Consider the following 23,862-nt stretch of genomic DNA (forward strand, 5'->3'; position numbering starts at 1 on the left):
TTTCCCCTCCTTTGCCTTCGCGCCTCCTTTCTCGCACCTTTTCGCCGACCCGCCGCAGCCTTGGCGAAGAGCGCTCCTATACTCACTGCAACAACAATAAAACCCCACAGAAGTACCGGCCTTCGCCGCGTGACAAAGGGGGTTATCGGTGAGAATAAGGACGCTCAAACCATGGAACAGAACAGACCCGCCTTTCAGCTCAATCTGCTGCTCTCCGTCATCACCCTGATCCTGCTGTCGCTGGTGTTTTTCGCCTACAGCTGGTCGGGAAAACAGATGGAACAGAGCTATCAGCAACGTTACCAATCCTATCTGCTGGCCGATGAACTGCGGCAATCCTCCGACGATCTGACCCGCCTCGGCCGCACCTATGTGATCACCAAGGATCCCGCCTACGAACAGCAGTACATGCGGATCCTGGCCATTCGCAACGGGGAGCAGAACCGGCCGCAGGGCTACAACCGCATCTATTGGGACTTCGTCGCCGCCAACGGCCAGAACCCGCGGCCCGACAGCCAGGTGCGCCGCGGCCTCATCGATCTGATGAAGGATGCCGGCTTTACCGAGGGCGAGCTGGCCAAGCTCAACGAGGCCAAGAACAACTCGGATGCCCTGGTCAACACCGAGGTGGCCGCCTTCAAGCTGGTGCAGCAGACCGATGGCGATCTGGCCGCCAACCAGCAGAAGGCCATCGCCATGATGCATGACAAGGCCTATCACCAGAACAAGGGGCGCATCATGTCCCCCATCGACGACTTCTACGTCATGATGGAGACCCGTACCCAGCAGGCGGTGGATGACGCCACCAGCCAGTCCGCCATGCTGCGCTACCTGTTCATCGCGCTCGGCCTGGTGTTGATGTTCTTCCTCTGGCGCACCTACAAGGCGCTGATTGATCTGGTCGGCACCTCGGTCAGCCAGCTCAGAAGCGATCTCAACCACCTGGCCGAGGGGGACTTCTCCCAGCCCATCAAGGTGCCGGCCGGTGCCAAGGAGAGCCTGATCGGCCTGCTCGCCACCATGCAGAGCACCCTCAAGGGGATCATCGCCCAGGTCTCCCACTCCAGCGAAGAGCTCTCAGGCTCGGCCGACAGCATCGCCCAGATAGCGGAGCAGACCGCCCAGTTCGCCACCTCCCAGCAGACCAGTACCCAGACCATGGCGGCCGCAATCGAGGAGCTGGTGGTGAGCATCAGCCACCTCTCGGACAACGCCACCCACGCCGACGAGCTGAGCAAGATCTCCGCCAACACCCTGGAAGAGGGCTCCGGGGTCATCAAGCAGACCCTCGACAGCATCCAGAGCATCTCGGATACCGTCTCCAACGCCGCCAGCAGCATCGCGGATCTCAACAGCCACACCCAGCAGATCTCGGAGATCATCGAGGTGATCCGCGGCATCGCCGATCAGACCAACCTGCTGGCCCTCAACGCCGCCATCGAGGCGGCCAGGGCCGGCGAGCAGGGACGCGGCTTTGCGGTGGTGGCCGACGAGGTACGCAACCTCGCCAGCCGCTCGGCCGCCTCCACCCAGCAGATCACCGGCATGATCGGCAAAATTCAGAGCGGGGCGGACGCCTCCATCCGCAGCATGGAGAACACGGTCAACAACGTCTCCCGTGGGGTGAGCCTGGCCAGCCAGACCGGCGCGGCCATCGCCAGCATCCAGGATCACGCCTCCAACCTGACCGGCCTGATGGGGGAGATCAGCCACACCCTGCGCGAGCAGTCCACCGCCGCCAACGAGGTGGTCTCCACCGTCGGCAACATCACCTCCCTCTCCGAGCAGTCGGGGGATGCCGCCCGCCACGTCTCGCAGGAGGCGGCCAAGCTCAAGCAGCTGTCACGGCTGCTGCGCCAGGAGATGGCCCACTTCAAGCTGTAGCGCAAAGCGCACAAAGCAAAACGGCTGCCCGAGGGCAGCCGTTTTCATTGGCACTTTCGCTTAACCGCGCAGGGCGGCGATGCGCTGCTCGATGGGCGGGTGGCTCATGAACAGCTCGCTCATGGAGCGCTTGCCGTTGATGCCGAACGCCATCATGGAGCCTTCCAGCTGCGGCTCGGCACCGCGGGAGAGGCGCTCGAGGGCGGCGATCATCTTATCGCGACCGGCCAGCTTGGCGGCGCCGGCGTCGGCGCGGAATTCACGCTGACGGCTGAACCACATGACGATGATGGAGGCCAGCACGCCGAACACCATCTCCAGCACGAACACGGTGATCATGTAGGCAAAACCGCCGGTGCTGCTGCTCTCTTCCTCGTTGTTGGAGCTGAAGAAGTTGCTGATGACGCCGGCCACGATGCGGGCGAAGAACATCACGAAGGTGTTCACCACCCCCTGGATCAGGGTCAGGGTCACCATGTCGCCATTGGCCACGTGGCTCACCTCGTGGGCCAGCACGGCTTCCGCCTCGTCACGGCTCATGCTGTAGAGCAGACCGGAGGAGACGGCGACCAGCGAGTCGTCACGGCGGGCGCCGGTGGCGAAGGCGTTCATCTCGGGAGAGTCGTAGATCCCCACTTCCGGCATCTTGATGCCCGCTTCACGGGCCTGACGGGCCACGGTACTGACCAGCCAGTGCTCGGTCTCGTTGCGGGGTTGCTCGATGACCTGGACGCCATAGCTGCGCTTGGCCATCCACTTGGACATCAGCAAGGAGATAAAGGAACCCCCAAAACCGAACACGGCGCAGAACACCAACAGACCGGAAATGCTGGACTTGTTGATCCCCAGAACCGAGAACAGGATATTGAGTACCACCCCCAGCACCAGCATGACGGCCAGGTTGGTCACCAGGAATAGCATAATTCGCTTCATATTGACTCCTTGTGAGATATGGATGCGTGGCCCGTCACCAGTTCGCTGCCGGCCGGGCCACACCTGTCACGCATAATAGACAGTTTCTATGAATGTTCGCTGAATGTCGGATTCAGAGCAGGGGCGAAATGTCGAGTCGCCCGCGCAGATCAGCCTCGAGCGGATTGTTTACAAAGGGTATTTCACCCAAAAACGGGGCCGGCAGCAAGCCCCGCAGGGTGTCCAGATTTTCCTGATAGTGGCTCATGGAGCCGTGCAGCCGGTTGATGACCCAGCCCGCCACCGGCAGGTTGTTGTTGCGAATGGCGGCGAAGGTGAGCAGGGCATGGTTGAGACAGCCCAGTTTGGCCCCCACCACCATGATGACCGGCATGTTCTCCTGCTTGACCCAGTCCGACAGCAGGTGCTTGCGATCGAGTGGCAGGAACCAGCCCCCCGCCCCCTCCACCACCACCAGCTCGGCCCCCGCCTGTTCAATCTGGCGCAGCCCGTCCGACAACCCCTTCAGGGTAATGGCATCGCGCGCTTCGCTGGCGGCGATATGGGGCGCGATGGGCGGCTCGTAGGCGTAGGGATTGACCAGATCGTAGGGCAGCGGCAGGCTCGCCGCCTCCTGCAGCAGCACCGCGTCCAGATTGCGCAGCCCGTCCGGGGTGCGGGCACAGCCGGCGGAGACAGGCTTGTAACCGGCGCAGCGGATGCCGTGCGCGGCGAACTCCAGCAGCAGGGTGCGGGCGACCAGCGTCTTGCCCACATCGGTGTCGGTGCCGGTGACGAAGAAGGATTTAACCATGATGACTCCTCAATAGGGCGCAGGTGCCCAGGCTCGATATGGCGGGGCACCCGCAGCTCAATTCTCTCGGCCCATGAGACCGGTTAGCGGCGGATCAGCTGGCCGAGGCACACCTGATAGCTGGCGGCCAGCAGGCCGTCCGGCTGACGATGGGCCTCATAGGCCTGGCTCAGACGCAACAAGCGCTGACGGCTGCCAAGGCCGGTATGACGCTCGTCATTGACCTGGCTGGCGCCGATCCCCTTGAGATCGCGCAGCAAGCCGTTGAGCTCGGGGTAGCCGAGCGACCAGGTCAGGCTCTCCAGCGCCGGGGCGACAAACCCGCCGGCGGCGATGGCATGCTGCAATTGTGGCAGGCTGAGGAAGCGATTGACATGATCACACTCGTCAACCGTGCGCCAGGCCTCACGCAGTTGCCAGAGCGACTCGGCCAAGAGAGTCGAGAACAGCAGCCGACCACCGGGCTTGAGCACCCGGTGCAGCTCGGCGAAGGCCTGGGCCGGCCGTTCGCACCACTGCAAGGCCAGGCTGGAGAAGACCCAGTCAAACGTCTCGTCGGCAAAGGGCAATTGCTCGGCATCGCCGCACAGCAGGCGGGCGCCGCTGCCACGCAGGGCCGCCTGGGCCAGCATGCCGGGGGCGAGATCCAGCCCGGTCAGCTCGCTGCAACGCCCGGCCAGAGCCGGCAGAAAGAAACCGGTACCACAGCCCAGATCGAGACCGCGACCTTCCAGCCCCTCATGCATACCCGCCGCGCTCATCCGCACCAGCAGCGCCTGCCCCACCTCCTGCTGGAAGCGGGCGTGGGCGTCGTAGTGGCGGGCGGCGGCGCCAAAACGGCGGGCAAGCTGGGCCTTGTCCACCGCCTGAAAACGCTCATGGAGCATGGGCTCCTCCTCTCTCGTCGGTGGCCTGGCAGGGACCGAGGGCATCGAGCAGCCGATCCACATCCTCAACGCGGTGAGCCGCGCTCAAGGTGATGCGAAGGCGCGCCGTGCCAACAGGTACCGTGGGCGGGCGGATGGCACTCACCCAGACGCCGCATTCGCGCAGCCGCTCGGCCAGTTGCAGGGCAGCACTGCTCTCCCCCACCAGCAGCGGCTGGATGGGGGTATTGCTGTCACCCAGTTGCCAGCCCAGCGCCTGTGCCCCTTGTCGGAAACGGGTGATGAGTTCACCAAGATGGGCGCGGGCCTCGTCGGCGGCGCGCACCAGTTCGATACTCTGGCGTACGGCGCAGGCCTGGGCCGCCGGCATATGGGTGCTGTAGACGTAGTGGCGGGCGAAGTTGACCAGATACGCCACCAGCTCGCGACTGCCGCCCACAAAGGCGCCAGCCACCCCGAGCGCCTTGCCAAAGGTGCCCATCTGGATGTGCACGCCGGCCGGGTTCACCCCCTGCGCCGCCAGGGTGCCGCGCCCTTGTGGCCCCAGCACGCCGAGGCCGTGGGCATCGTCGATCATCAGCCAGTTGCCGCTTTTGGCGGCCAGTTGGCTAAGCTCGCGCCAGGGGCCCTGATCCCCGTCCATGCTGAACACCCCCTCCGAGACGATAAGCCCCCGGTTTGGCTCAAGCTGCCGCTCAAGGGCCGCCATGTCGTTGTGGCCGAAGCGCTTCATCTTGCAGGGCAGCTGGCTGCCCATCTCCTGCAGGGAGGCGTGGTTGAGTTTGTCCTGCCACAGCAGATGTTCCTTGCCGAGCAGGGCTTTCAGCACCGCCTGATTGGCGGAAAAGCCGCAGTTGAACAGCAGCACCGCCTCCAGCCCGAGCCACTCGGCCAGCGTCTCTTCCAACTGCTGGTGGGCCCGGCTGTAGCCGGTCACCAGCGGCGAGGCGCCGGCACCCGCGCCATAGCGGTCAATCCCCTCCTGGAAGGCGACCTTGATGGCGGGGTGATCGGCCAGCCCCAGATAGTCGTTGGCGGAAAAGTTGAGGTAATCGCCCCCCCCAACCTTGAGGCGCCCGCCACTCGCGCCGTCGGTGGCAACGCGACTGCGCAGCAGGCCGGCCTGTTCGCGTTCGGCCAGCGCTGCGCTCAACCCGAAGGGGCCCGTGACTGCGGGGCCCGTCATGACCGCGCGGCCCCGGCACGGGGGCGGGTGGCGTCATAAAACATCTCGGCGGGCTCGCTCTGGCGGCTCACCTCCGCCAGCAGCTCCTCTTCTTGAACCTGATCCGGCTTCTGGGCCCGCTGGGCGGGGCGAATGCCGAGCCGCTTGAACAGCTGCATGTCGCTGTTTTCGTCCGGATTGGGGGTGGTCAGCAGCTTGCAGCCGTAGAAGATGGAGTTGGCCCCCGCCATAAAGCACATGGCCTGCATCTGCTCGTTCATCTTCTCCCGCCCGGCGGAGAGGCGCACGTGGGAGGCCGGCATCATGATGCGTGCCACGGCGATGGTGCGGATAAATTCGAACGGATCCAGATTCTCCTGGTTCTCCAGCGGCGTTCCCTTCACCTTGACCAGCATGTTGATGGGGACGCTCTCCGGGTGGCGCGGCAGGTTGGCCAGCGCCATCAAGAGGCCCGCCCGATCTTTTGCCTGCTCGCCCATGCCGACGATGCCGCCGGAGCAGACCTTCATGCCGGCGCCGCGCACGTGCTCCAGGGTATCGAGCCGGTCCTGATAGGTGCGGGTGGTGATGATGTCGCCGTAGAACTCCGGCGAGGTGTCGAGGTTGTGGTTGTAGTAGTCAAGGCCGGCGGCGCCGAGGCGCGCCGCCTGATCGGCGGTGAGCATACCCAGCGTCATGCAGGTCTCCATGCCGAGTCCGCGCACCTCCTCGATCATCCGCAGGATATAGGGCATGTCCTTCTCTTTGGGGTTGCGCCAGGCGGCCCCCATGCAGAAGCGAGACGAGCCGTTGGCCTTGGCTTCGCGGGCCCGCTCCAGCACTTTCTCCACCTCCATCAGCCGCTCGGCCTCAAGGCCGGTGTGATAACGGGCGCTCTGGGGGCAGTACTTGCAATCCTCCGGGCAGGCACCGGTCTTGATGGAGAGCAAGGTGCTCACCTGTACTTCGTTCGGATCGAAATGAGCGCGGTGGACACTCTGGGCCCGGAACAGCAGGTCGTTGAACGGCAGGGCAAACAGGGCCTGAACCTCGGCGAGGGTCCAGTCGTGACGAAGGGCGTGAGCGCCCGCGGTGACAGCATTCATACATGGCTTCCAATTGTTATAAGTGGGATCCTGCGCCGCCTTGCTTGCAAGACCTCTTTGCAAAAGGTCCTTGCAAGAGAGAAGCGCAAAACCCGCCACCTGGCCCGGGCGAACAGGGATGCGCGCAGGGCCAAGTGGCTGAAATTGTTGGCTAGTGTAGAGAGCGGGCGTAGACTGTCAACACCGACCAGATCAAACAAATTGACAACAGAACAACAAATGACCAATCAAGAATTCGATTTGCACCATGTGTGGCACCCCTATACCTCTCTCACCCACCCCCTGCCCTGCTATGAAGTGGCCAGCGCCAAGGGGGTGACCCTCACCCTCAGCGACGGCCGCGAACTGGTGGATGGCATGAGCTCCTGGTGGGCCTGCGTGCACGGCTATCAGGTGCCCGAGCTCGATGCAGCCGCCACCGCCCAGCTTGGCAAGATGTCCCACGTGATGTTTGGCGGCCTGACCCATGCCCCGGCGGTGGAGCTCTGCCGCAAGCTGGTGGAGATCACTCCAAAGGGGCTGGATCGGGTGTTTCTGGCGGATTCCGGCTCGGTGGCGGTGGAGGTGGCGCTCAAGATGGCCCAGCAGTACTGGCACGCCAAAGGGACGCCTCGCGCCAAGTTCGTTGCCCTGCGCGGTGGCTATCACGGCGACACCTTCGGCGCCATGAGCGTGTGCGACCCGGATGGCGGCATGCACGAGCTCTACCAAGGGTTCCTGCCCGAGCACCATTTCGTGGAAGCCCCCAGCTGCCGTTTCCACGCCGAGTGGGACGAGCGTTGCGTGGTGGAGCTGGCCACCCTGATGGCGGACCATCACGAGGAGATCGCCGCCATCGTGCTCGAACCCATAGTCCAGGGCGCCGGTGGCATGCGCTTCTATCACCCCCGCTACCTGCAGTGGGTGCGCGCCCTTTGCGACGAGTTCGGCGTGCTCTTGATTGCCGACGAGATAGCCACCGGCTTTGGCCGCACCGGCCAGCTGTTTGCCTGCGACTGGGCCGGCATCAGCCCCGACATCATGTGTCTGGGCAAGGCGCTTACCGGCGGCTACCTCACCCTGTCGGCCACGCTCACTACCGAGCATGTGGCTCGCACCGTGTGTGATGGGAAGGCTGGCGTCTTCATGCATGGGCCGACCTTTATGGGCAATCCATTAGCGTGTGCGGTGGCCAACGCCTCCATCGATCTGCTGCTGGCCTCGCCGTGGCAGGAGCGGGTGCGCGCCATCGAACACCAACTCAAAACCGAACTGGTGGAACTGACCCTGCATCCGGCGGTGGCCGACGTGCGGGTGCTCGGCGCCATCGGCGTGGTGGAGATGAAGGAGCGGGTGGACGTGGCGCGCATCCAGCGCAAGTTCGTGGAGCTGGGCGCCTGGATCCGCCCCTTTGGCAAGCTCATCTACCTGATGCCGCCCTTCGTCATCAGCCCGGCACAGTTGACCGTGCTGACCGGCGCCATCGCCGCCGCCATCCACAGCGGCGAGTTCTGAGCCAACAGCGCAGACCCTGCCGCTCAGGCAGGGTCTTTTGAATCTTTTTCATCAGAATGTGAGCAAGACACCAGACCCGGGCCGCCAAGACGCGTAGACTGCGCGGGTTTTACCCAACAGATGTACCGTTCCCATGCGCCTCTCCATTGCTGCCAAAATCAACTTCTTCCTGCTGTTCATCTTCTCCATGGTGCTGGTGTTTTCCGCGGCCTATCAGGCGGTGCGCGAGCGCGATCTCATCCTGACCCTCATCAAGGAGCAGAGCCGCGAGCAGACCGAAGCCTATTTCGATGGCCTCAACATGCTGATGCTGACCGGCAAGATGGAAGCCCGCGATACCCTGCGCGACAAGTTCCTCGAGCACGCTCACGTGGAGGATGCCCGCATCGTGCGCAGCGAGGCGGTGAGCAAGCAGTACGGGGCCGGCCGCGAGCACGAGCAGTCCAAAGACAGGTTCGACGAGCTGGCACTGGCGGGTAAAGGGAGCCTGGAGGTGGTACACGACGGCATGCACAGCAAGCTGGTGGTGACCCGCCCACTGCTGGCCAAGAAGGATTTTCGCGGCACCGATTGCACCAGCTGCCACCAGGTGCCGGAGAATACCGTGCTGGGAGCGGTGCGCTTTGATTACTCCCTCGACACCCTGTTTACCCGGGTCGAGCAGAACATTCTCACCTCGGCCCTGAGCCTCACCGTCATCTTCGGGCTGGGGCTGCTGCTCACCCTCTGGGTCATCCGTACCTGGATCGTCCGCCCTCTCAACCAGCTGACCCGCTCCATGGAGGAGGCCACCGACCTGCACGACTTCGGCCACCGGCTGGAAGGGGATGAGGGGGACGAGATTGGCCGGGTGGCGCTGGCCTACAACCAGATGCTCGACAGCGTGGAGCGCCAGCTCGGCAAGCGCTCCGCTGGCGAGCAGCCGCGGGCGGGGCAAGCGCCTTCCAGCCGCGACCGCTCCGGGATGGCAGACTAGCCCAGGTAGTAGAACAGCAGGCTGGCGACGAGGATCAGCAGCAAGATAGCCAGGTGCACCCGCCCCGTGTCCTCCCGCCGCCGGCAGCGCCAACGCTCTGCCAGCAGCACCGCCAGGGTCAGCAGGCAGCATCCCCAGAGCCCGTGCAGCAGCCAGGGGGTGAGCTGGGGATCCCAGCTCTGGCGCACATTGATCCCGCCATAGACCAGAAAACCGTAGGCCACCTCTGGCCGGGCGAAGTGGTAGAGGGAGAGCAGCACGATAAAGCCGCCCCAGCAGAGGATCACCAGCCCCCGCAACACCCGTGTCAGCCCGTCCGGCCCCCGTCGCCGCTCTTTCACGTCCATCCCCCGTTCCGCAGGCCCGCCAATGAAGTGATTGGCGCCGAAATCCCCCCCAGAGTCCGACATTTTTGCTTGTTTATCAAACCTGCGCGGGTAAGATGAACGGCTTAGTCTGCCATGGTGGGCCATCTGTGCCCGGGCCAGACCCCTAGTGTTGCAAATAGCGCTGCAAGAACAAGCTGGAGACAATATTTCGATGACGCACGCATCCGTAGTAGATGTGCTGGCCGGTAAGTATTCGGTCGGCACCACCCTGACAGTGAAAGGGTGGATCCGGACCCGCCGTGATTCCAAGGCGGGGATCTCATTTTTGGCCGTTTCCGATGGCTCCTGTTTCCATCCGGTACAGGCCGTCGTCCCCAATACCCTGGCCAATTACGAGAATGAAGTGCAGCGTCTGACCACAGCTTGCTCCGTCGAAGTGACCGGCACCGTGGTCGAGTCCCAGGGCAGCGGCCAGGCGTTCGAACTGCAGGCCACCGAGGTCAAGGTGGTAGGCTGGGTCGAAGATCCGGACACCTACCCCATGTCCGCCAAGCGCCACAGCATCGAGTATCTGCGCGAGCAGGGCCACCTGCGTGCCCGCACCAACATCGTCGGCGCCGTGACCCGGGTGCGCAACTGCCTCTCCCAGGCCATTCATCGCTTCTTCCACGAACAGGGCTACCTCTGGATCGCGGCCCCGCTCATCACCGCCTCCGACACCGAAGGCGCCGGCGAGATGTTCCGCGTCTCCACCCTGGATCTGGAAAACCTGCCGCGCACCCCGCAAGGCAAAGTGGACTATGACAAGGACTTCTTCGGCAAGGAGACCTTCCTGACCGTATCCGGCCAGCTGAACGTCGAGACCTATGCCTGCGCCCTGTCCAAGGTCTACACCTTCGGGCCGACCTTCCGCGCCGAAAACTCCAACACCAGCCGCCACCTGGCCGAGTTCTGGATGGTGGAGCCGGAAGTGGCCTTCGCCGATCTGGAAGACAACGCCGCGCTGGCCGAAGCCATGCTGAAGTACGTCTTCAACGCCGTGCTGAGCGAGCGCCGCGACGATCTGGAGTTCTTCGCCCAGCACGTGGACAAGGACGCCATCGGCCGTCTGGAGCGTTTCGTCGCCTCCGACTTCGCCCAGATTGACTACACAGACGCCATCGAAGTGCTGAAGAACTGTGGCAAGAGCTTCGAGTTCCCGGTCTCCTGGGGTATCGATCTCTCTTCCGAGCACGAGCGCTACCTGGCCGAAGAACACTTCAAGTCACCGGTAGTAGTGAAGAACTACCCGAAAGACATCAAGGCCTTCTACATGCGCCTCAACGACGACGGCAAGACAGTTGCCGCCATGGACGTACTGGCCCCGGGTATCGGCGAGATCATCGGCGGCTCCCAGCGTGAAGAGCGTCTCGAGGTGCTGGATGCCCGTCTGGCCGAGATGGGCCTGAACAAGGAAGACTACTGGTGGTACCGCGACCTGCGCCGCTACGGCACTGTGCCGCACTCCGGCTTTGGTCTGGGCTTCGAGCGTCTGGTGGTCTACGTGACCGGCATGGGCAACGTGCGCGACGTGATCCCCTTCCCGCGTACCCCACGCACCGCCGAGTTCTGATTACGGGACTTTGCCGACAAAGCCGACCTCAGGGTCGGCTTTTTGTTGCCCGCCCCCTGCCACCGGCTTGCCTTGGCCACAATTAATCACTTTTTTTGCAACAAACCGCTCCCCTCGCCTTTTTATCCTGCTACCCTGCCCGCCTTTAAGCTCCATACGATGCCGCCTGCTATCCCTAAAATAACAAAAGGGTTAATACGTGGTTTTTATGGCGTTAAATCAAAAAGCGATGAGTTATTGAAGTACCTCAAATTTTTGCCCCCTTGTGGCAGGCAGAATAACCACTAACCCTTTAGGGCTAAATAAAAAACAGACAATCCCGGTCCATGCGCCCAACACAGCACTTACATGGATTAAATAACGCGAGGTAATGGAATGATCTTGATGGAATTTTTGGTGGTACTCGGCTGCTTGCTGCTGGGTACCCGGTTTGGCGGCATGGGGCTGGGTCTCATCAGCGGCATCGGTCTGTTCCTGCTGACCTTCGTGTTCGGTCTGGTGCCGGGCGAACCGCCTGTTCAGGTAATGCTGACCATTCTGGCGGTGATCGGCTGTGCCGCCACCCTGCAGACCGCTGGCGGTCTCAACCTGATGATGCAGGTGGCCGAGCGTCTGCTGCGCCGTCACCCCCAATACATCACCATACTGGCGCCGCTCACCACCTGGACCCTCACTTTCCTGTGCGGTACCGGCCACGTGGTCTACACCATGTTCCCCATCATCGCCGACATCGCGCTGCAGAAGAACATCCGTCCCGAGCGCCCGATGGCGGTGGCCTCCGTCGCCTCCCAGATGGCCATCTGCGCCTCGCCGGTCTCGGTGGCCGTGGTCTCCATGGTCTCCATCCTGGCGGCCGGTCACGGCATCGGTCAGGCCTACGGTCTGCTCGACATCCTGATGATCGCCATCCCCTCCTCCCTGACCGGCGTCATCGTGGCGGCCCTCTGGAGCCTGCGCCGCGGCAAGGACCTGGACAAGGACGAGGAGTTCCAGGCCAAGATCCAGGATCCGGAGCAGCGCGCCTTCATCTATGGCGGCGGTGAAACCCTGCTCAACACCAAGTTCCCGAAAGAGGCCTACTGGTCTACCTGGATCTTCTTCGCCGCCATCGCTGCCGTGGTGCTGCTGGGTGCCAACGAAGGTCTGCGTCCGGTCTTCACCATCAAGGACAAAACCGGCCCGCTCTCCATGAACCTGGTGATCCAGATGATGATGCTGATCGCCGGCGCCATCATACTGATGCGCTGCAAGGTCAAGCCGGGCGAGATCGCCAACGGCGCCGTCTTCAAGGCGGGCATGGTCGCCATCTTCTCCGTGTTCGGGGTCGCCTGGATGAGCGAAACCTTCTTCCAGGCCCACATGCCGCTGCTCAAAGAGACCCTGGCCCACGTGGTACAGGCCCAGCCCTGGACCTACGCCCTGGTGCTGTTCCTCATCTCCAAGCTGGTAAACAGCCAGGCCGCGGCGCTGACCGCCATCGCCCCCATGGGGCTGGCGCTGGGGGTCGAACCCAAGCTGCTGATCGCCTTCCTGCCGGCCAGCTACGGCTACTTCGTGCTGCCGACCTACCCGAGCGATCTGGCCTGTATCGGTTTCGACCGCTCCGGCACCACCCGCATCGGCAAGTTCATCATCAACCACAGCTTCATCATTCCGGGGCTGATCGGGGTGGTGACCTCCTGCTCGCTGGGCTTCATCCTGACCAGCATCCTGCTCTGACGGAGTCGCACCGCGCAATCCGTTCCACAGGCCCCCGCTCGGGGGCCTGTGCTTTTCACTCACCTTCCCGCTTTGCCAACCGCCCGCACTCTGGGTAGCATGACCCCTCTTTGTTCTTTGCGGAATCTCCCCCATGTCTCGCGTCATCGTGCTCTGGAGCGGCGGCAAGGATGCCATGCAGGCCCTCTGCCATGCTCGTGAAGCGGGTCATCAGGTGGTGGCACTGGCGACCTTTGCACCTCCCTCGCCCCGCTTTCTGGCCCATCCCCTGTCGCAAGTGCGTCAACAGGCGGCGGCCCTCGGGCTGCCCCATCGGCTGGTCACCATAGAGGCGCCGTTCGATCTCGGTTATGAGCGGGCGCTGACCAAGCTCAAGGATGAGTGGCAACTGGATGGGGTGGTCACCGGCGATATCGACAGCGTGGGCGGCGCGCCGAACTGGATCCGCGAGCGTTGCCGCCCGCTTGGCCTCACCGTCCACACGCCTCTCTGGCAGCAACCCCGCGAGGCGCTGCTGGCGGATCTGCTGGCTCGCGGCATCGTCGCCCACCTCTCCTGCGTCGATACCGATGTGCTGACCCCCGAGTGGGTGGGGCGGGTGCTGGACAAGGGAGCCCTCGCCGAGCTGCAGCAGCTGGCGGCCACCCAAGGCTTTGATGCCTGCGGCGAGCAGGGGGAGTACCACACCATGGTGACCGACGGCCCGGGCTTTGCGGCGCCGCTGGTGCTCGGCCGCTGGCAGGTTGCCCATCAGGAACGGCTTGCCTATCTGCTGGAGAGTGAGGGATAGAGTGCAGTTCCGTTCGACCGGTCTGCACCGGCACAACAGATAAAAAACGGGAGGCGATGGCCTCCCGTTTTGCTTGTCATGCAGCCTATCCGGCCAGCTTGCCCAGCACCCGCTGCAACAGGCGAATGCGCGGCTCGATGCTCTCCAGCAGCAGGAACTCCGCCTCCGAGTGGAAGCCGCCCCCCATAGGGCCGAAGCCATCGAGCGACGGTACCCCGGCCGCAGCGGTAAAGTTGGCATCGGAGCCGCCGCCGGCCTCCAGCCAGTTGAAGGAGATCCCCTCCTCTTTCGCCGCCACCTCCACCAGCGCCATCACGGCCTCTGTGTCGTCGCTCGGGCGCATCGCCGGCTTGAAGCTCTGACGATCCACCTCGACCCGGCAACCGGCGAGGAAGGGGTTGTTGGCCATGAAGGTGAGCCGCTCGTGCACGGCGGCCGCTTCGTCATTGCTCCAGAAGCGCAGATCCACGATCGCCTCGGCAAAGTCCGGCACCACGTTGACGCCGGTCCCTCCCTGCACCACCCCCACGTTCATGGTGGTGCCGGTGTCGAGGTTGACCTGCTGGTTGATGGCGAGCACCCAGTGGGCCAGCTCCGTGATGGCGGAGATCCCCTCACTCAGCGCCGAGCCAGCGTGGGAGGCCTTGCCGTGGAAGGCAATGCGGTACTTGGCATTGCCCTTGCGGGCGCTGATGAGATCCCCATTGGGGCGGGCCGCCTCGGCCACCAGCACGCAGCCGCTCTGTCTGGCCTTCTCCACCAGCCACTCCTTGGACCAGGGGGAGCCTATCTCCTCATCACAGTTGCAGCAGACCAGCACCTTGAGCCTGGCCAGCACGGCCGGGTCCATCCCTTTGAGGGCATACCAGGTGGAAAGCAGGCCGCTCTTCATGTCCGACACGCCAGGGCCAAAGGCCTGATTGCCTTCCACTTTCAGCGGTCGCTTGGCCGCCGTCCCCACCGGGAAGACGGTGTCCATGTGGCCCACCAGCATCACGTCGTAATGGCTGGCGCCGGGGGCATTGGTTGCCTCGAGGCAGGGGCCGCACTCGGCGGCAAACTGGTGGCGAGTCACCTGCCAGCCGATGGCCTCATATTTCTCGGTCATGATGTCGGCCACCGTCGCCACCCCGGCCGGGGTGCGGGTACCGCAATCGAGGTTGATGAGGGGGGCCAGATCCGCCAGGTAGGCGTCCAGAGAAAAAGCGTTGCGAGAGTCTGTCATTGTCATCTCCTGGGACGGGAGGGTATGCCTCCCGTCCGACAGCCGAGTGAAAGGGGCGAACGACCCGTGCCGTCCGCCACCCGCTTACATAAACAGCAGATAGTTGAGGGTCAGCGCCGTCACCAGGGCGCCGGCCATGGGCACGCAGGTGCGCTTGACCACCACGAAGGGGGAGACATTGGCGATGCCCGCACAGGCGATCAGCACAGCCGCGATGGGGGAGACGGTGCGGCCGATGCTGGAGGCAAGCTGCATCGGCAGCAGCATGGTCACCGCCGGCACCCCGAACTTGGCCGCCACCGCGGGGGCCAGGGTCGAGAAGCTCAGGAAAGCCGCGTTGCCCGAGCCCATGATGACCGCCGCCACCATGATGAGTCCCACCATCACCAGGGTCATCAGGCCACTGCCGATGCCGGCATTGCTGGCCGAGTGCAGCAGGGTATCGATGGCGCCGATGGCCTTGAGGGATTCGGCAAACAGCTCGGCACAGACGATGAGCGCCACCACGGGGCCGAACACCTTGCCCATGCCGTCGAGGAAGCTGGAGAGCCCGGCAAAGGCGCTGCGCACCGAGCGAGTACGCAGCAGCTCGCACAGCATGCCGATAAAGACCGACAGCAGCATGGCCACCTCCACGCTCATCTTGATGTCGCTCACCAGCAGCTTGGAGAAGGTCATCATCAGCACGAAGGGGATGATGGGCAGCAGGGCATACCAAGTGGGCGCCGCTACCGCCTCGGTGCCTTTCTCGTCCAGCTCGGCGTGCTCGCCGCGATGCTGGGCCGGATCCCAGCCATCCTGGCGGTCACAGTGCCGCTGCCAGAAGAAGTGCAGCACCATGGTCACCAGCAGCATGGGGGCCACCAGCCAGATCTGGTAGTCGACGAAATAGCTGGTGGGATCCATGCCGGACTGGCCGGCGGAGAAGATGGCGTTGGTCTGGGTCGGGCCGATTTCGAACGCCTGGGAGGTGGCGATGACGCCGCAGGCGGAGGCCGGGCTGATGCCGAGGTTGCGCATCACGGGGTACATGGTGACCATGAGCAGCAGGCCAAGGCCGGTGGCGGAGGTGACGAACAGGGAGACGAAGACCGCCACCAGGTAGCAGATGGCCAGCATCAGGTAGCTGGACTGGATGCCCGCCACCGGCTTGACCGCCACCCGCACCAGCGCCTGGGAGGCGCCGATATGGGACATGTAGGTGGCAAAGCCGGCCACCGCCATGATGGTGAGGCCGAGCCCCGCCGCCCGGTAGGAGAAGATCCCCTTGAACACCTCGAACAGGTCGAACAGGGCGAAGCCGGTGCTCTTGTCGGCGGACAGAATGGGGTGCAATCCCAGCCAGTAGGCGACGGTGAAGATGGCCATGCCGGCCAGTGCCAGCACCGCCTGCGGGTTGTAATCCTTGACGATGCCGTAGACCACGGCCAGCAGGACGAGCAAGACGAAGACGAGTTCCAAATATTCACTCCTGATAAAGTTATCGAGGAGCGGAATCTAGTGGCCTGACCGCGCTTTCCCATTGATCCCTGTCAAGAAAGATGGCTTGACCGCACTTCGATAAAATAAAATGCTACACACTTAACAAAAAACGGTCTTTTAAACTAAAGGCAAACCTTTAGAATCCCTTTGCCACGCGTTCTGGCGAATAACCTCAGGCTTTTTTGCTTTGGATCAACGTCAGGGGCCAGTGAACTGGCCAAGATGCGCAACGACACACAGAGACCGTTTCGCGCCGGAGAGAGTTATGACAGACCGAGCCACCGCAGGCATGACGACCTGCGACTACAAGCTATGGGACATCCTCGTCGAGTCTGCAAAGGAACGCACCACCATTCGTTACTCCAAGCTGGCCAGGCAGGCCGGGCTGGAGAATTGCCAGGATGAGCTGCGCACCCTGCTGCAACGCATCCGCATGTACTGCACCGAGCACCAGTTGCCGATCCTCTCCGCCATCGTGGTGGACGATGTGGGCAAATATACCGGCCTCTCCTCCAGTCTGCCGGACGCCCCCTGGGAGCGGGCCAAGGTGTTTGACTACCAGTGGCCGGTTGCGCCCTGAGTGCTCAGTCCCTCACCATAACGCGCCCACCGGCGCGTTTTGTACTTCTTCGGGCTCCCTTTTTCCTGAACCGCAGGCAAAAAAAACCCGCCGAGACGGCGGGTACTAAGCAAGCAACGCTCTGGATGACCAGAGTAAAGAGTTCAGGCTGTCGAATCTTGCCACCTCCGGCACCACGCGAAAGAGGTAACAGGACAACATGGGTTTGCATAAATCGCTGATTTACCCAAGCTTCATGCTGACCATCGACGGGAAATGAGACTAAAGTGAAGGCCCTGCTTAAGGAAATGATTTATTAGTATTCCATTATGCACAGAATGAATTTACGAGGCGTCGACCTCAACCTGCTGGTGGTGCTCAAGGCACTGCTGGAGGAGCGCAACACCACCAAAGCCGCCGAACGGCTCGCCATGAGCCAACCGGCCGTCAGCCGGGCACTGGCCCGCTTGCGTCTGCTCTATGACGATCCCCTGCTGATCCGCACCCCCCAGGGCATGGAACCCACCGCCCGGGCGGAGGCCTTGCTGCTGCCGCTGCGGGAGATCCTGCACGACATCGAGCAGACCTTCAGCCCCCCCGAGCAGCTCGACCCCGCCCAGTTCGAGGGGGTGCTGCGCATCGGGGCCCACACCTATGTGGAGTACGTGATGATGCCGAGCCTGCTGGCCCGGCTGCAGCAGCAGGCGCCCAACCTGCGCATCCACATGGTGCCGCTCAATGCGGACTACGAGAGCCAGCTCGACGAAGGGGTCATCAGCATGGTGATCAGCAAACAGGACGAGGTGCCCGGCCGTTTTCGTCGCATCCCGCTGTTCGAAGACAAGCTGATCTGCGCCGCCCATCGCAGCCATCCGCTGCAGGGCCAGGTGCTGTGCATCGAATCCTTCGCCAAGGCCCAGCACCTGCTGGTCGCCCCACGCGGCAGCGAAGGGGGCATCGTCGATGATCTGCTGGCCGCCCACGGCATGACCCGACACACCCCCTTGATAGTACAAAGTTTTCTGGCGGCCCCCTTCATCCTGCCCTGCGCGCCTCTGCTGCTCACCTCCCCTGCCCGGGTGCTGCGTCCGCTGATGCCGCTGCTGGATCTGGTGGAGTACGAGACCCGCTTCGCCCTGCCCACCTTCGAGGTGAGCCTCATTCGCCATCGTCGCGACGACAACAACGCCATGCTCAACTGGTTCGAATCCGAACTGCACCTCTGGTGTCGCACCCAGAGCGAACTCTGATACCCGCCGGCGCGTCCTGCGCCGGGTACTTTTCCCCTCCTTCCAGGCCCGACCAGCGCCTCGCCTCACCTCCCCCATGCGCATCGGCGTTGCCTTGGGATCGCCACAATGCCAGAATCGGGCCTCCTCTTGATTTCCCGTTTCAGGACTCAAGTTTCGGCTTTCCGGGCCCATGCCCGCAGACAAAGGACTCCCCATGGCCACCACCCTCTATGGCATCAAGAACTGCGACACCATCAAGAAAGCCCGCAAGTGGCTGGAGCAGGCCGGCATCGACTACCGCTTTCACGACCACAGGGCCGACGGTCTGAACCCGGCCGACCTCGACCGCTGGCTGGACCAGCTCGGCTGGGAGGCGCTGCTCAACAGCCGCGGCACCACTTTTCGCGCCCTGCCGGACGAGGCCAAGCAGGGGCTCGACACCGCCAAGGCACGCGCCCTCTTGCTGGAGCACCCGGCCATGATCAAGCGCCCGCTGCTGGACCAAGACGGCGAGCTGACCCTGGGCTTCAAGGCCGATCACTACCAATCCCTCTTCTCTCGTTAAGGAAAAACGATGTCGGATGTCATCGCACTGGCCAAGGATCTGATCCGCCGCCCCTCCGTTACCCCGCTGGATGAAGGGTGCCAGACCCTGATGGCGGAGCGCCTCGCCAAGCTCGGCTTCGTCATCGAGCCCATGGTGTTCGAAGACACCACCAACCTCTGGGCCCGCCGCGGCAGCGAGGGGCCGCTGTTCTGCTTCGCCGGCCACACCGACGTGGTGCCCGCCGGCCCGCTGGACAAATGGCACACCCCGCCGTTCGAGCCGACCATCCAGGATGGCGTGCTGTACGGGCGCGGCGCCGCCGACATGAAGGGCTCGCTGGCCGCCATGGTGGTGGCGGTCGAGCGCTTCGTGGCCGAGCATCCGGATCACACTGGGTCGATTGCCTTCCTCATCACCTCCGACGAGGAGGGGCCCTTCATCAACGGTACCACCCGGGTGATCGACACCCTGGAGGCCCGTAACGAGAAGATCCGCTGGTGCATCGTCGGCGAGCCCTCCTCTACCGCCGTGGTGGGGGACGTGGTGAAGAACGGCCGGCGCGGCTCTATCACCGGCGATCTGCTGGTGCGTGGGGTGCAGGGCCACGTCGCCTATCCCCATCTGGCGGACAACCCGATCCACAAGGCGGCCCCGGCGCTGGCCGAACTCGCCGCCATCGAATGGGATCAGGGCAACGCCTACTTCCCCCCCACCAGCTTCCAGATCGCCAACATCCAGGCCGGCACCGGTGCCTCCAACGTCATTCCCGGCGAACTGCACGTCCAGTTCAACTTCCGCTTCAGCACCGAGCTCACCGATGCCGCGATCCGCGAGCGGGTCGAAGCCCTGCTCGAGCGGCACGGTCTGGATTACCAGATCAAGTGGACCCTCTCCGGCCAGCCCTTCCTCACCGACACCGGCAAGCTGCTGGCGGCGGCGGTTTCTGCCATCGAGGCGGTCAACGGCCAGCAGCCGGCCCTGCTCACCACGGGGGGAACGTCCGATGGACGCTTTATCGCCCCCACCGGGGCGGAAGTCATTGAGCTGGGCCCGGTCAACGCCACCATTCACAAGGTGAACGAGTGCGTGAAGGCGGACGATCTGGATCTCTTGGCAGACATGTACCAAGGGGTGCTCGCGAGGTTGCTGGCATGACCCAGGATCAACTGCTGGGCCAGGATGAGGGTCACCTCATCCTGGTGGGGCAAGGCCCGCACCGGCTGACGGCCGCCACCGCGGCGGCCTTCAACGACATGCAGGTGGCCGCCGCCCACGCCGGCTTCAACCTGCAGCCTGCCTCCAGCTGGCGGGGCTTCGAGCGCCAGCTCGCCATCTGGAACGGCAAGTGGCGCGGCGAGCGCCCCCTGCTCGATGCCCACAGCCAGCCCATCGACGCCCTGCAACTGAGCGACGAGGAGCGGCTGCACGCCATCTTGCACTGGAGCGCCCTGCCCGGCACCAGCCGCCACCACTGGGGCACCGATCTCGACATCTACGACCCGGACTGCCTGCCCGCCGGCACCAGGCTGGCGCTGGAGCCCTGGGAGTATGAAGAGGGAGGCTGGTTTGCCGACTTGAGCGAGTGGCTGGAGGATCGCATGAACGACTTCGGCTTCTTCCTGCCCTATGCCAAGCCGGCCGGTGCCGGCAGCGGCGTCGCCTACGAGCCCTGGCACATCAGCTTTGCGCCTGAGTCCCGCGAGCAGCGGCTCGACCTGGCCGCGCTGGCACTTTGCCTGCAACAGGCGGATATTGAAGGCAAGGCGACCATACTGGCCAACCTCGACGAGATCCTGGCCCGCTATGTCACCCTGGCCACCGACGAAAGGAGTAGCACATGAACCTCTGGCTCTGGATAGGCTTGCCCCTGCTCTTCCTGCTCGGCCTGTTTCTCAACGCCATCAAGGACATGAAGCGACTGGAGAAAGAGCTGCCCCGCTACAAGGACAAGATCCGGGAAGTGAAGGACGACGAGGACGACTGACGACCTCGGTCAGCAGGGGCCCGGCGTGGGCCCCTGCCGTTTGCTGCCCGCTGCGGCGCCCGCCTCTCCCTCAAGTGTCCATTTTGTGAACATCATCACGTTGTCGACCTCTCTGATCACTCCGCTGGCCCCCTTTTGATGGCCAGAACCCTTCGCAGCAATCGCACTGAAAATGTAAAAAACTGCAAATAAATGCACAATTAAGCCACACGGAGCCGGTCAAACTGCATATAATGTGCCTGATTTGCATTTTGACAGAAGGAGTTCGCCATTGGATGCCGTCACCATCAACAGTTTCTTCCTCGTCGCGGCCTTGTTGGTGGGTGCCAGTGTCCTGTTGAGCGCGCTCTCCTCCCGTCTCGGTATCCCCATCCTGGTGATCTTCCTCGCCGTCGGCATGCTGGCCGGTGAGGACGGCCCCGGTGGCATCCACTTCGCCGACTACTCCATCGCCTACCTGGTGGGCAACCTGGCGCTCGCCATCATCTTGCTGGACGGCGGCATGCGCACCCGGGTCTCCTCGTTTCGAGTCGCGCTCTGGCCCGCCCTGTCGCTCGCCACGGTCGGGGTGGCCATCACCACCGGCCTGACGGGCCTCGCCGCCGCCTGGCTGTTTGATCTCAACCTGCTGCAGGGGATGCTGATCGGCGCCATCGTCGGCTCCACGGATGCGGCTGCGGTCTTCTCCCTGCTCGGCGGGCGCAGCCTCAACGAGCGGGTCAGCGCCACCCTGGAGATAGAGTCAGGCAGCAACGATCCCATGGCGGTGTTTCTTACCGTCACCCTGATCGAGGTGCTGGCCACCGCCCAGCAGGGGCTGGATGGCGGCTTTCTGCTGCTGCAACTGCTCAAGCAGTTCGGACTGGGAGCCGGCATCGGTCTTGGCGCCGGCTGGCTGCTGTGGAAGCTCATCAACAGCGCCCGGCTGGCCCCCGGCCTCTACCCGCTGCTCACCGTCAGCGGCGGCCTGCTCATCTTCGCCCTCACCACGGCGGTAGGCGGCAGCGGCATCCTGGCCATCTACCTCACCGGCCTGTTGCTCGGCAACCTCTCCCTGCGCAGTCGCAGCACCACCCTGTCGGTGCTGGACGGCCTCACCTGGCTCAGCCAGATCGGCATGTTCCTGGTGCTGGGGCTGCTCGCCTCCCCCCACAAGTTGCTGCCCATCGCCCTGCCGGCGCTGGCGCTGGCCATGTGGATGATCCTGTTCGCCCGCCCCATCTCGGTCTGGATAGGCCTGCTGCCATTCAAGAACTTCGCCCCCCGCGAGCGCTGGTTCATCTCCTGGGTCGGCCTGCGCGGCGCCGTGCCGATCATTCTGGCGGTGTTCCCCATGATGGCGGGGCTGCCCAATGCCCAGCTCTACTTCAATGTCGCCTTCTTCGTGGTGCTGGTTTCGCTGATCCTGCAGGGCAGCTCGCTGCCGCTGGCCTCCCGCCTCGCCCGGGTCGAAGTGCCGGCGCCCCCCTCGCCCATCAACCGCTCCGGGCTCGAGATCGATCTCGACAGCCAGTGGGAGACCTTCGTCTATCGCCTGAGCGACGAGAAGTGGTGCATCGGCTCGCCGCTGCGGGATCTGCGCATGCCCAAGGGCACCCGCATCTGCGCCCTGTTCCGCGAGCAGGAGCTGCTGCACCCCTCGGGCAGTACCTGTCTGCAATCGGACGACATCCTCTGCGTCATCGGTCACGAGCGCGACCTGCCGGCCCTCGGCCAGCTGTTCAGCCAGGCGCCGGAGCAGGATCTGGGCCCGCGCTTCTTCGGCGACTTCCTGCTGGAGGCGGCCGCCAAGCTGGTGGATCTGGCACCGCTGTACGGGCTGGATGTGAGCGAGGTGGCGGATCAGACCCTTGGCCATTTTATTGCACAGCAGTTGGGCGATAATCTGGTGGTCGGCGACCACGTCGAATGGCAGGGGCTGATCTGGACCGTAGCTGAAATGGAAGAGGGTGAACCCCGCAAAATAGGGGTGCGTTTTCTGGAAGAAGATCCGGTCTGATCGCCGTCTGCCTCGTCCTCTGCGAGAAGGGAGTTATCTATGCCTTACCAAACCCTGTTGTCCGGCCTGCAACCCCCTTCGCCCAACCTGGGGGTGATCGAGGGCTTCTTTGGCAAGGGCTGGAGCTGGGAAGCCCGCGCCCGCTACGCCCAGTGGCTGCCCCGCCACGGTTACGGCTTCTATCTCTATGCCCCGAAAGAGGATGGCTATCTGCGCAAGCACTGGGCCAAGCCCTGGCCTGCCGCCCAGCTCGAGGCGCTGCGCCAGCTCGCCCGCCAGTGCCGCGACAACGGCCTCGCCTTCGGGGTGGGGCTGAGCCCCATGGGCGCCCATCACGACTATGCCCGCCAGCGGCCGGCCCTGCTGGAGAAGGTGCGGCTCATCGAGGATGAGCTCAAGCCCGACATCCTGGCGATCCTGTTTGACGACATGAAGGGGGATACCCCGGATCTCGCCCACTGGCAGCTCACCATCACTCACGACATCGCGGCCCATACCAGTGCCGGCCGGCTGCTGTTCTGCCCCAGCTACTACAGCACGGATCCTGTACTGGAGAAGGTGTTCGGCGCCATGCCCCCCCACTATCTGCAGGATCTGGGGCAGGGGCTGGATCGGCGCATAGACATCTTCTGGACCGGCCCCAAGGTCTGCTCCAGCGAGTACCCGGTGGCCCACCTGCGCCAGACGGCCGAGTGGCTGCACCGCAAGCCGTTCCTGTGGGACAACTACCCGGTCAACGACGGCAGCAAGGCCAGCAGCTTCCTGCACCTACGCGCCTTCGAAAACCGCCCGGCGGAGTTGGCGGATCTCGTGAGCGGCCACGCGGTCAATCCCATGAAGCAGGCGGCGCTGTCGGTGCTGCCGCTGGCCACCCTGCCCATGAGCTACAAGCTCGGCAAGCAGTACGATCCGGACAAGGCACTGCACGCCTCCCTCAACGCCACTTGCGGCCCGCAGATCTCCGCCATGATCCAGGCTGACCTGCCGCTGTTTCAGGACATAGGGCTGGCCCAGCTGACCCCTGAGCAGGTGACTCACCTCAAGGCCCGCTACCTGCCGTTTCGCGACCAATCCTGCGTCGACGAGATCCTGCGCTGGCTCGATGGCGAGTATGTGTTCGACCCGGACTGTCTCACCGACTGATCC

The 23,862-nt window shown here is 63.9% G+C and carries 22 protein-coding genes; 14 read left to right on the top strand and 8 right to left on the bottom strand.

From position 1 onward, the window contains the following. The first annotated feature begins 171 nt into the window (after positions 1–171). On the top strand, positions 172–1,884 hold the full coding sequence (locus PG897_RS08550) for a methyl-accepting chemotaxis protein (RefSeq protein ID WP_270828875.1): 1,713 nt from the start codon (positions 172–174) through the stop codon (positions 1,882–1,884). A gap of 60 nt (positions 1,885–1,944) precedes the next feature. Here PG897_RS08550 and htpX read toward each other — a convergent pair whose 3' ends face one another. The 5 genes from htpX to bioB all read right to left on the bottom strand — a co-directional run bounded on the left by htpX (position 1,945) and on the right by bioB (position 6,768). Next, positions 1,945–2,817, bottom strand: a complete 873-nt coding sequence (gene htpX, locus PG897_RS08555; RefSeq protein ID WP_010634511.1) for a protease HtpX — start codon at positions 2,815–2,817, stop codon at positions 1,945–1,947. Positions 2,818–2,929: 112 nt separating this feature from the next. After that, positions 2,930–3,610: a dethiobiotin synthase gene (gene bioD / locus PG897_RS08560; RefSeq protein WP_019838576.1), complete on the bottom strand. Its 681-nt coding sequence runs from the start codon at positions 3,608–3,610 to the stop codon at positions 2,930–2,932. Between the two features lie 83 nt (positions 3,611–3,693). Continuing rightward, positions 3,694–4,497, bottom strand: coding sequence for a malonyl-ACP O-methyltransferase BioC (gene bioC, locus PG897_RS08565; protein WP_017786070.1), 804 nt, complete (start codon positions 4,495–4,497; stop codon positions 3,694–3,696). Then, positions 4,487–5,683 (bottom strand): 8-amino-7-oxononanoate synthase, encoded by a 1,197-nt coding sequence (bioF, locus tag PG897_RS08570; RefSeq protein ID WP_270828876.1) that lies wholly within the window; start codon positions 5,681–5,683, stop codon positions 4,487–4,489. Before bioF ends, bioC begins: the two co-directional genes overlap by 11 nt. Further along, positions 5,680–6,768 carry a biotin synthase BioB gene (gene bioB, locus PG897_RS08575; RefSeq protein WP_270828877.1) on the bottom strand — a complete coding sequence of 363 codons (1,089 nt, stop codon included), beginning with the start codon at positions 6,766–6,768 and terminating at the stop codon, positions 5,680–5,682. The genes bioF and bioB overlap by 4 nt, the downstream gene beginning before the upstream one ends. 219 nt (positions 6,769–6,987) lie before the next feature. Between bioB and bioA the strand changes: the two genes are divergently transcribed. Further along, positions 6,988–8,262 (top strand): adenosylmethionine--8-amino-7-oxononanoate transaminase, encoded by a 1,275-nt coding sequence (bioA, locus tag PG897_RS08580; protein ID WP_270828878.1) that lies wholly within the window; start codon positions 6,988–6,990, stop codon positions 8,260–8,262. 133 nt (positions 8,263–8,395) lie between these two features. Then, entirely contained in the window at positions 8,396–9,238 is an 843-nt protein-coding gene (locus tag PG897_RS08585; RefSeq protein ID WP_270828879.1) for a HAMP domain-containing protein, read from the top strand. Here the strand turns inward: PG897_RS08585 and PG897_RS08590 are convergent. Continuing rightward, positions 9,235–9,585 (bottom strand): hypothetical protein, encoded by a 351-nt coding sequence (locus PG897_RS08590; RefSeq protein ID WP_270828953.1) that lies wholly within the window; start codon positions 9,583–9,585, stop codon positions 9,235–9,237. The two genes, PG897_RS08585 and PG897_RS08590, sit on opposite strands and share 4 nt — an antisense overlap. 193 nt (positions 9,586–9,778) lie before the next feature. Here PG897_RS08590 and asnS point away from each other — a divergent pair, with 193 nt between their 5' ends. From asnS to PG897_RS08605, 3 genes are all read left to right on the top strand, one after another. Continuing rightward, positions 9,779–11,179 (top strand): asparagine--tRNA ligase, encoded by a 1,401-nt coding sequence (gene asnS / locus PG897_RS08595; RefSeq protein ID WP_005299016.1) that lies wholly within the window; start codon positions 9,779–9,781, stop codon positions 11,177–11,179. 375 nt (positions 11,180–11,554) lie between these two features. Further along, positions 11,555–12,898, top strand: coding sequence for an anaerobic C4-dicarboxylate transporter (locus PG897_RS08600; RefSeq protein ID WP_005299013.1), 1,344 nt, complete (start codon positions 11,555–11,557; stop codon positions 12,896–12,898). 133 nt (positions 12,899–13,031) lie between these two features. Next, the gene (locus tag PG897_RS08605) at positions 13,032–13,688 is read left to right on the top strand and encodes an adenine nucleotide alpha hydrolase (RefSeq protein WP_270828880.1); all 657 of its coding nucleotides are present in this window, start codon (positions 13,032–13,034) and stop codon (positions 13,686–13,688) included. Positions 13,689–13,773: 85 nt separating this feature from the next. Here the strand turns inward: PG897_RS08605 and PG897_RS08610 are convergent, their stop codons facing one another. Together PG897_RS08610 and dcuC are read right to left on the bottom strand one after the other, a co-directional pair. Continuing rightward, positions 13,774–14,913 carry a M20 family metallopeptidase gene (locus PG897_RS08610; RefSeq protein ID WP_270828881.1) on the bottom strand — a complete coding sequence of 380 codons (1,140 nt, stop codon included), beginning with the start codon at positions 14,911–14,913 and terminating at the stop codon, positions 13,774–13,776. Between the two features lie 84 nt (positions 14,914–14,997). After that, entirely contained in the window at positions 14,998–16,374 is a 1,377-nt protein-coding gene (gene dcuC / locus PG897_RS08615) for a C4-dicarboxylate transporter DcuC (protein WP_270828882.1), read from the bottom strand. 286 nt (positions 16,375–16,660) lie between these two features. Between dcuC and PG897_RS08620 the strand changes: the two genes are divergently transcribed. From PG897_RS08620 to PG897_RS08655, 8 genes are all read left to right on the top strand, one after another. Then, complete coding sequence (locus PG897_RS08620; protein WP_005298999.1) at positions 16,661–16,975, top strand: hypothetical protein; 315 nt, start codon at positions 16,661–16,663, stop codon at positions 16,973–16,975. 317 nt (positions 16,976–17,292) lie between these two features. Continuing rightward, the gene (locus PG897_RS08625) at positions 17,293–18,204 is read left to right on the top strand and encodes a LysR family transcriptional regulator (protein WP_017766167.1); all 912 of its coding nucleotides are present in this window, start codon (positions 17,293–17,295) and stop codon (positions 18,202–18,204) included. Positions 18,205–18,400: 196 nt separating this feature from the next. Then, positions 18,401–18,751 carry an ArsC family reductase gene (locus PG897_RS08630; RefSeq protein WP_017766166.1) on the top strand — a complete coding sequence of 117 codons (351 nt, stop codon included), beginning with the start codon at positions 18,401–18,403 and terminating at the stop codon, positions 18,749–18,751. Positions 18,752–18,760: 9 nt separating this feature from the next. Continuing rightward, a complete protein-coding gene (gene dapE, locus PG897_RS08635; protein WP_017766165.1) occupies positions 18,761–19,888 on the top strand; it encodes a succinyl-diaminopimelate desuccinylase in 1,128 nt (375 codons plus the stop codon). Beyond that, on the top strand, positions 19,885–20,574 hold the full coding sequence (locus PG897_RS08640; RefSeq protein WP_017766164.1) for a M15 family metallopeptidase: 690 nt from the start codon (positions 19,885–19,887) through the stop codon (positions 20,572–20,574). The genes dapE and PG897_RS08640 overlap by 4 nt, the downstream gene beginning before the upstream one ends. Beyond that, positions 20,571–20,717, top strand: a complete 147-nt coding sequence (locus PG897_RS08645) for a hypothetical protein (protein WP_005298986.1) — start codon at positions 20,571–20,573, stop codon at positions 20,715–20,717. Before PG897_RS08640 ends, PG897_RS08645 begins: the two co-directional genes overlap by 4 nt. Positions 20,718–20,988: 271 nt before the next feature. Further along, a complete protein-coding gene (locus PG897_RS08650; RefSeq protein ID WP_005298984.1) occupies positions 20,989–22,716 on the top strand; it encodes a potassium/proton antiporter in 1,728 nt (575 codons plus the stop codon). A gap of 39 nt (positions 22,717–22,755) precedes the next feature. Beyond that, positions 22,756–23,859: a beta-N-acetylglucosaminidase domain-containing protein gene (locus tag PG897_RS08655; RefSeq protein WP_270828883.1), complete on the top strand. Its 1,104-nt coding sequence runs from the start codon at positions 22,756–22,758 to the stop codon at positions 23,857–23,859. The last annotated feature ends 3 nt before the right edge of the window (positions 23,860–23,862 follow it).

This window comes from Aeromonas sp. QDB20, from assembly GCF_027707805.1.
GTDB classification, from domain to species: domain Bacteria; phylum Pseudomonadota; class Gammaproteobacteria; order Enterobacterales; family Aeromonadaceae; genus Aeromonas; species Aeromonas dhakensis.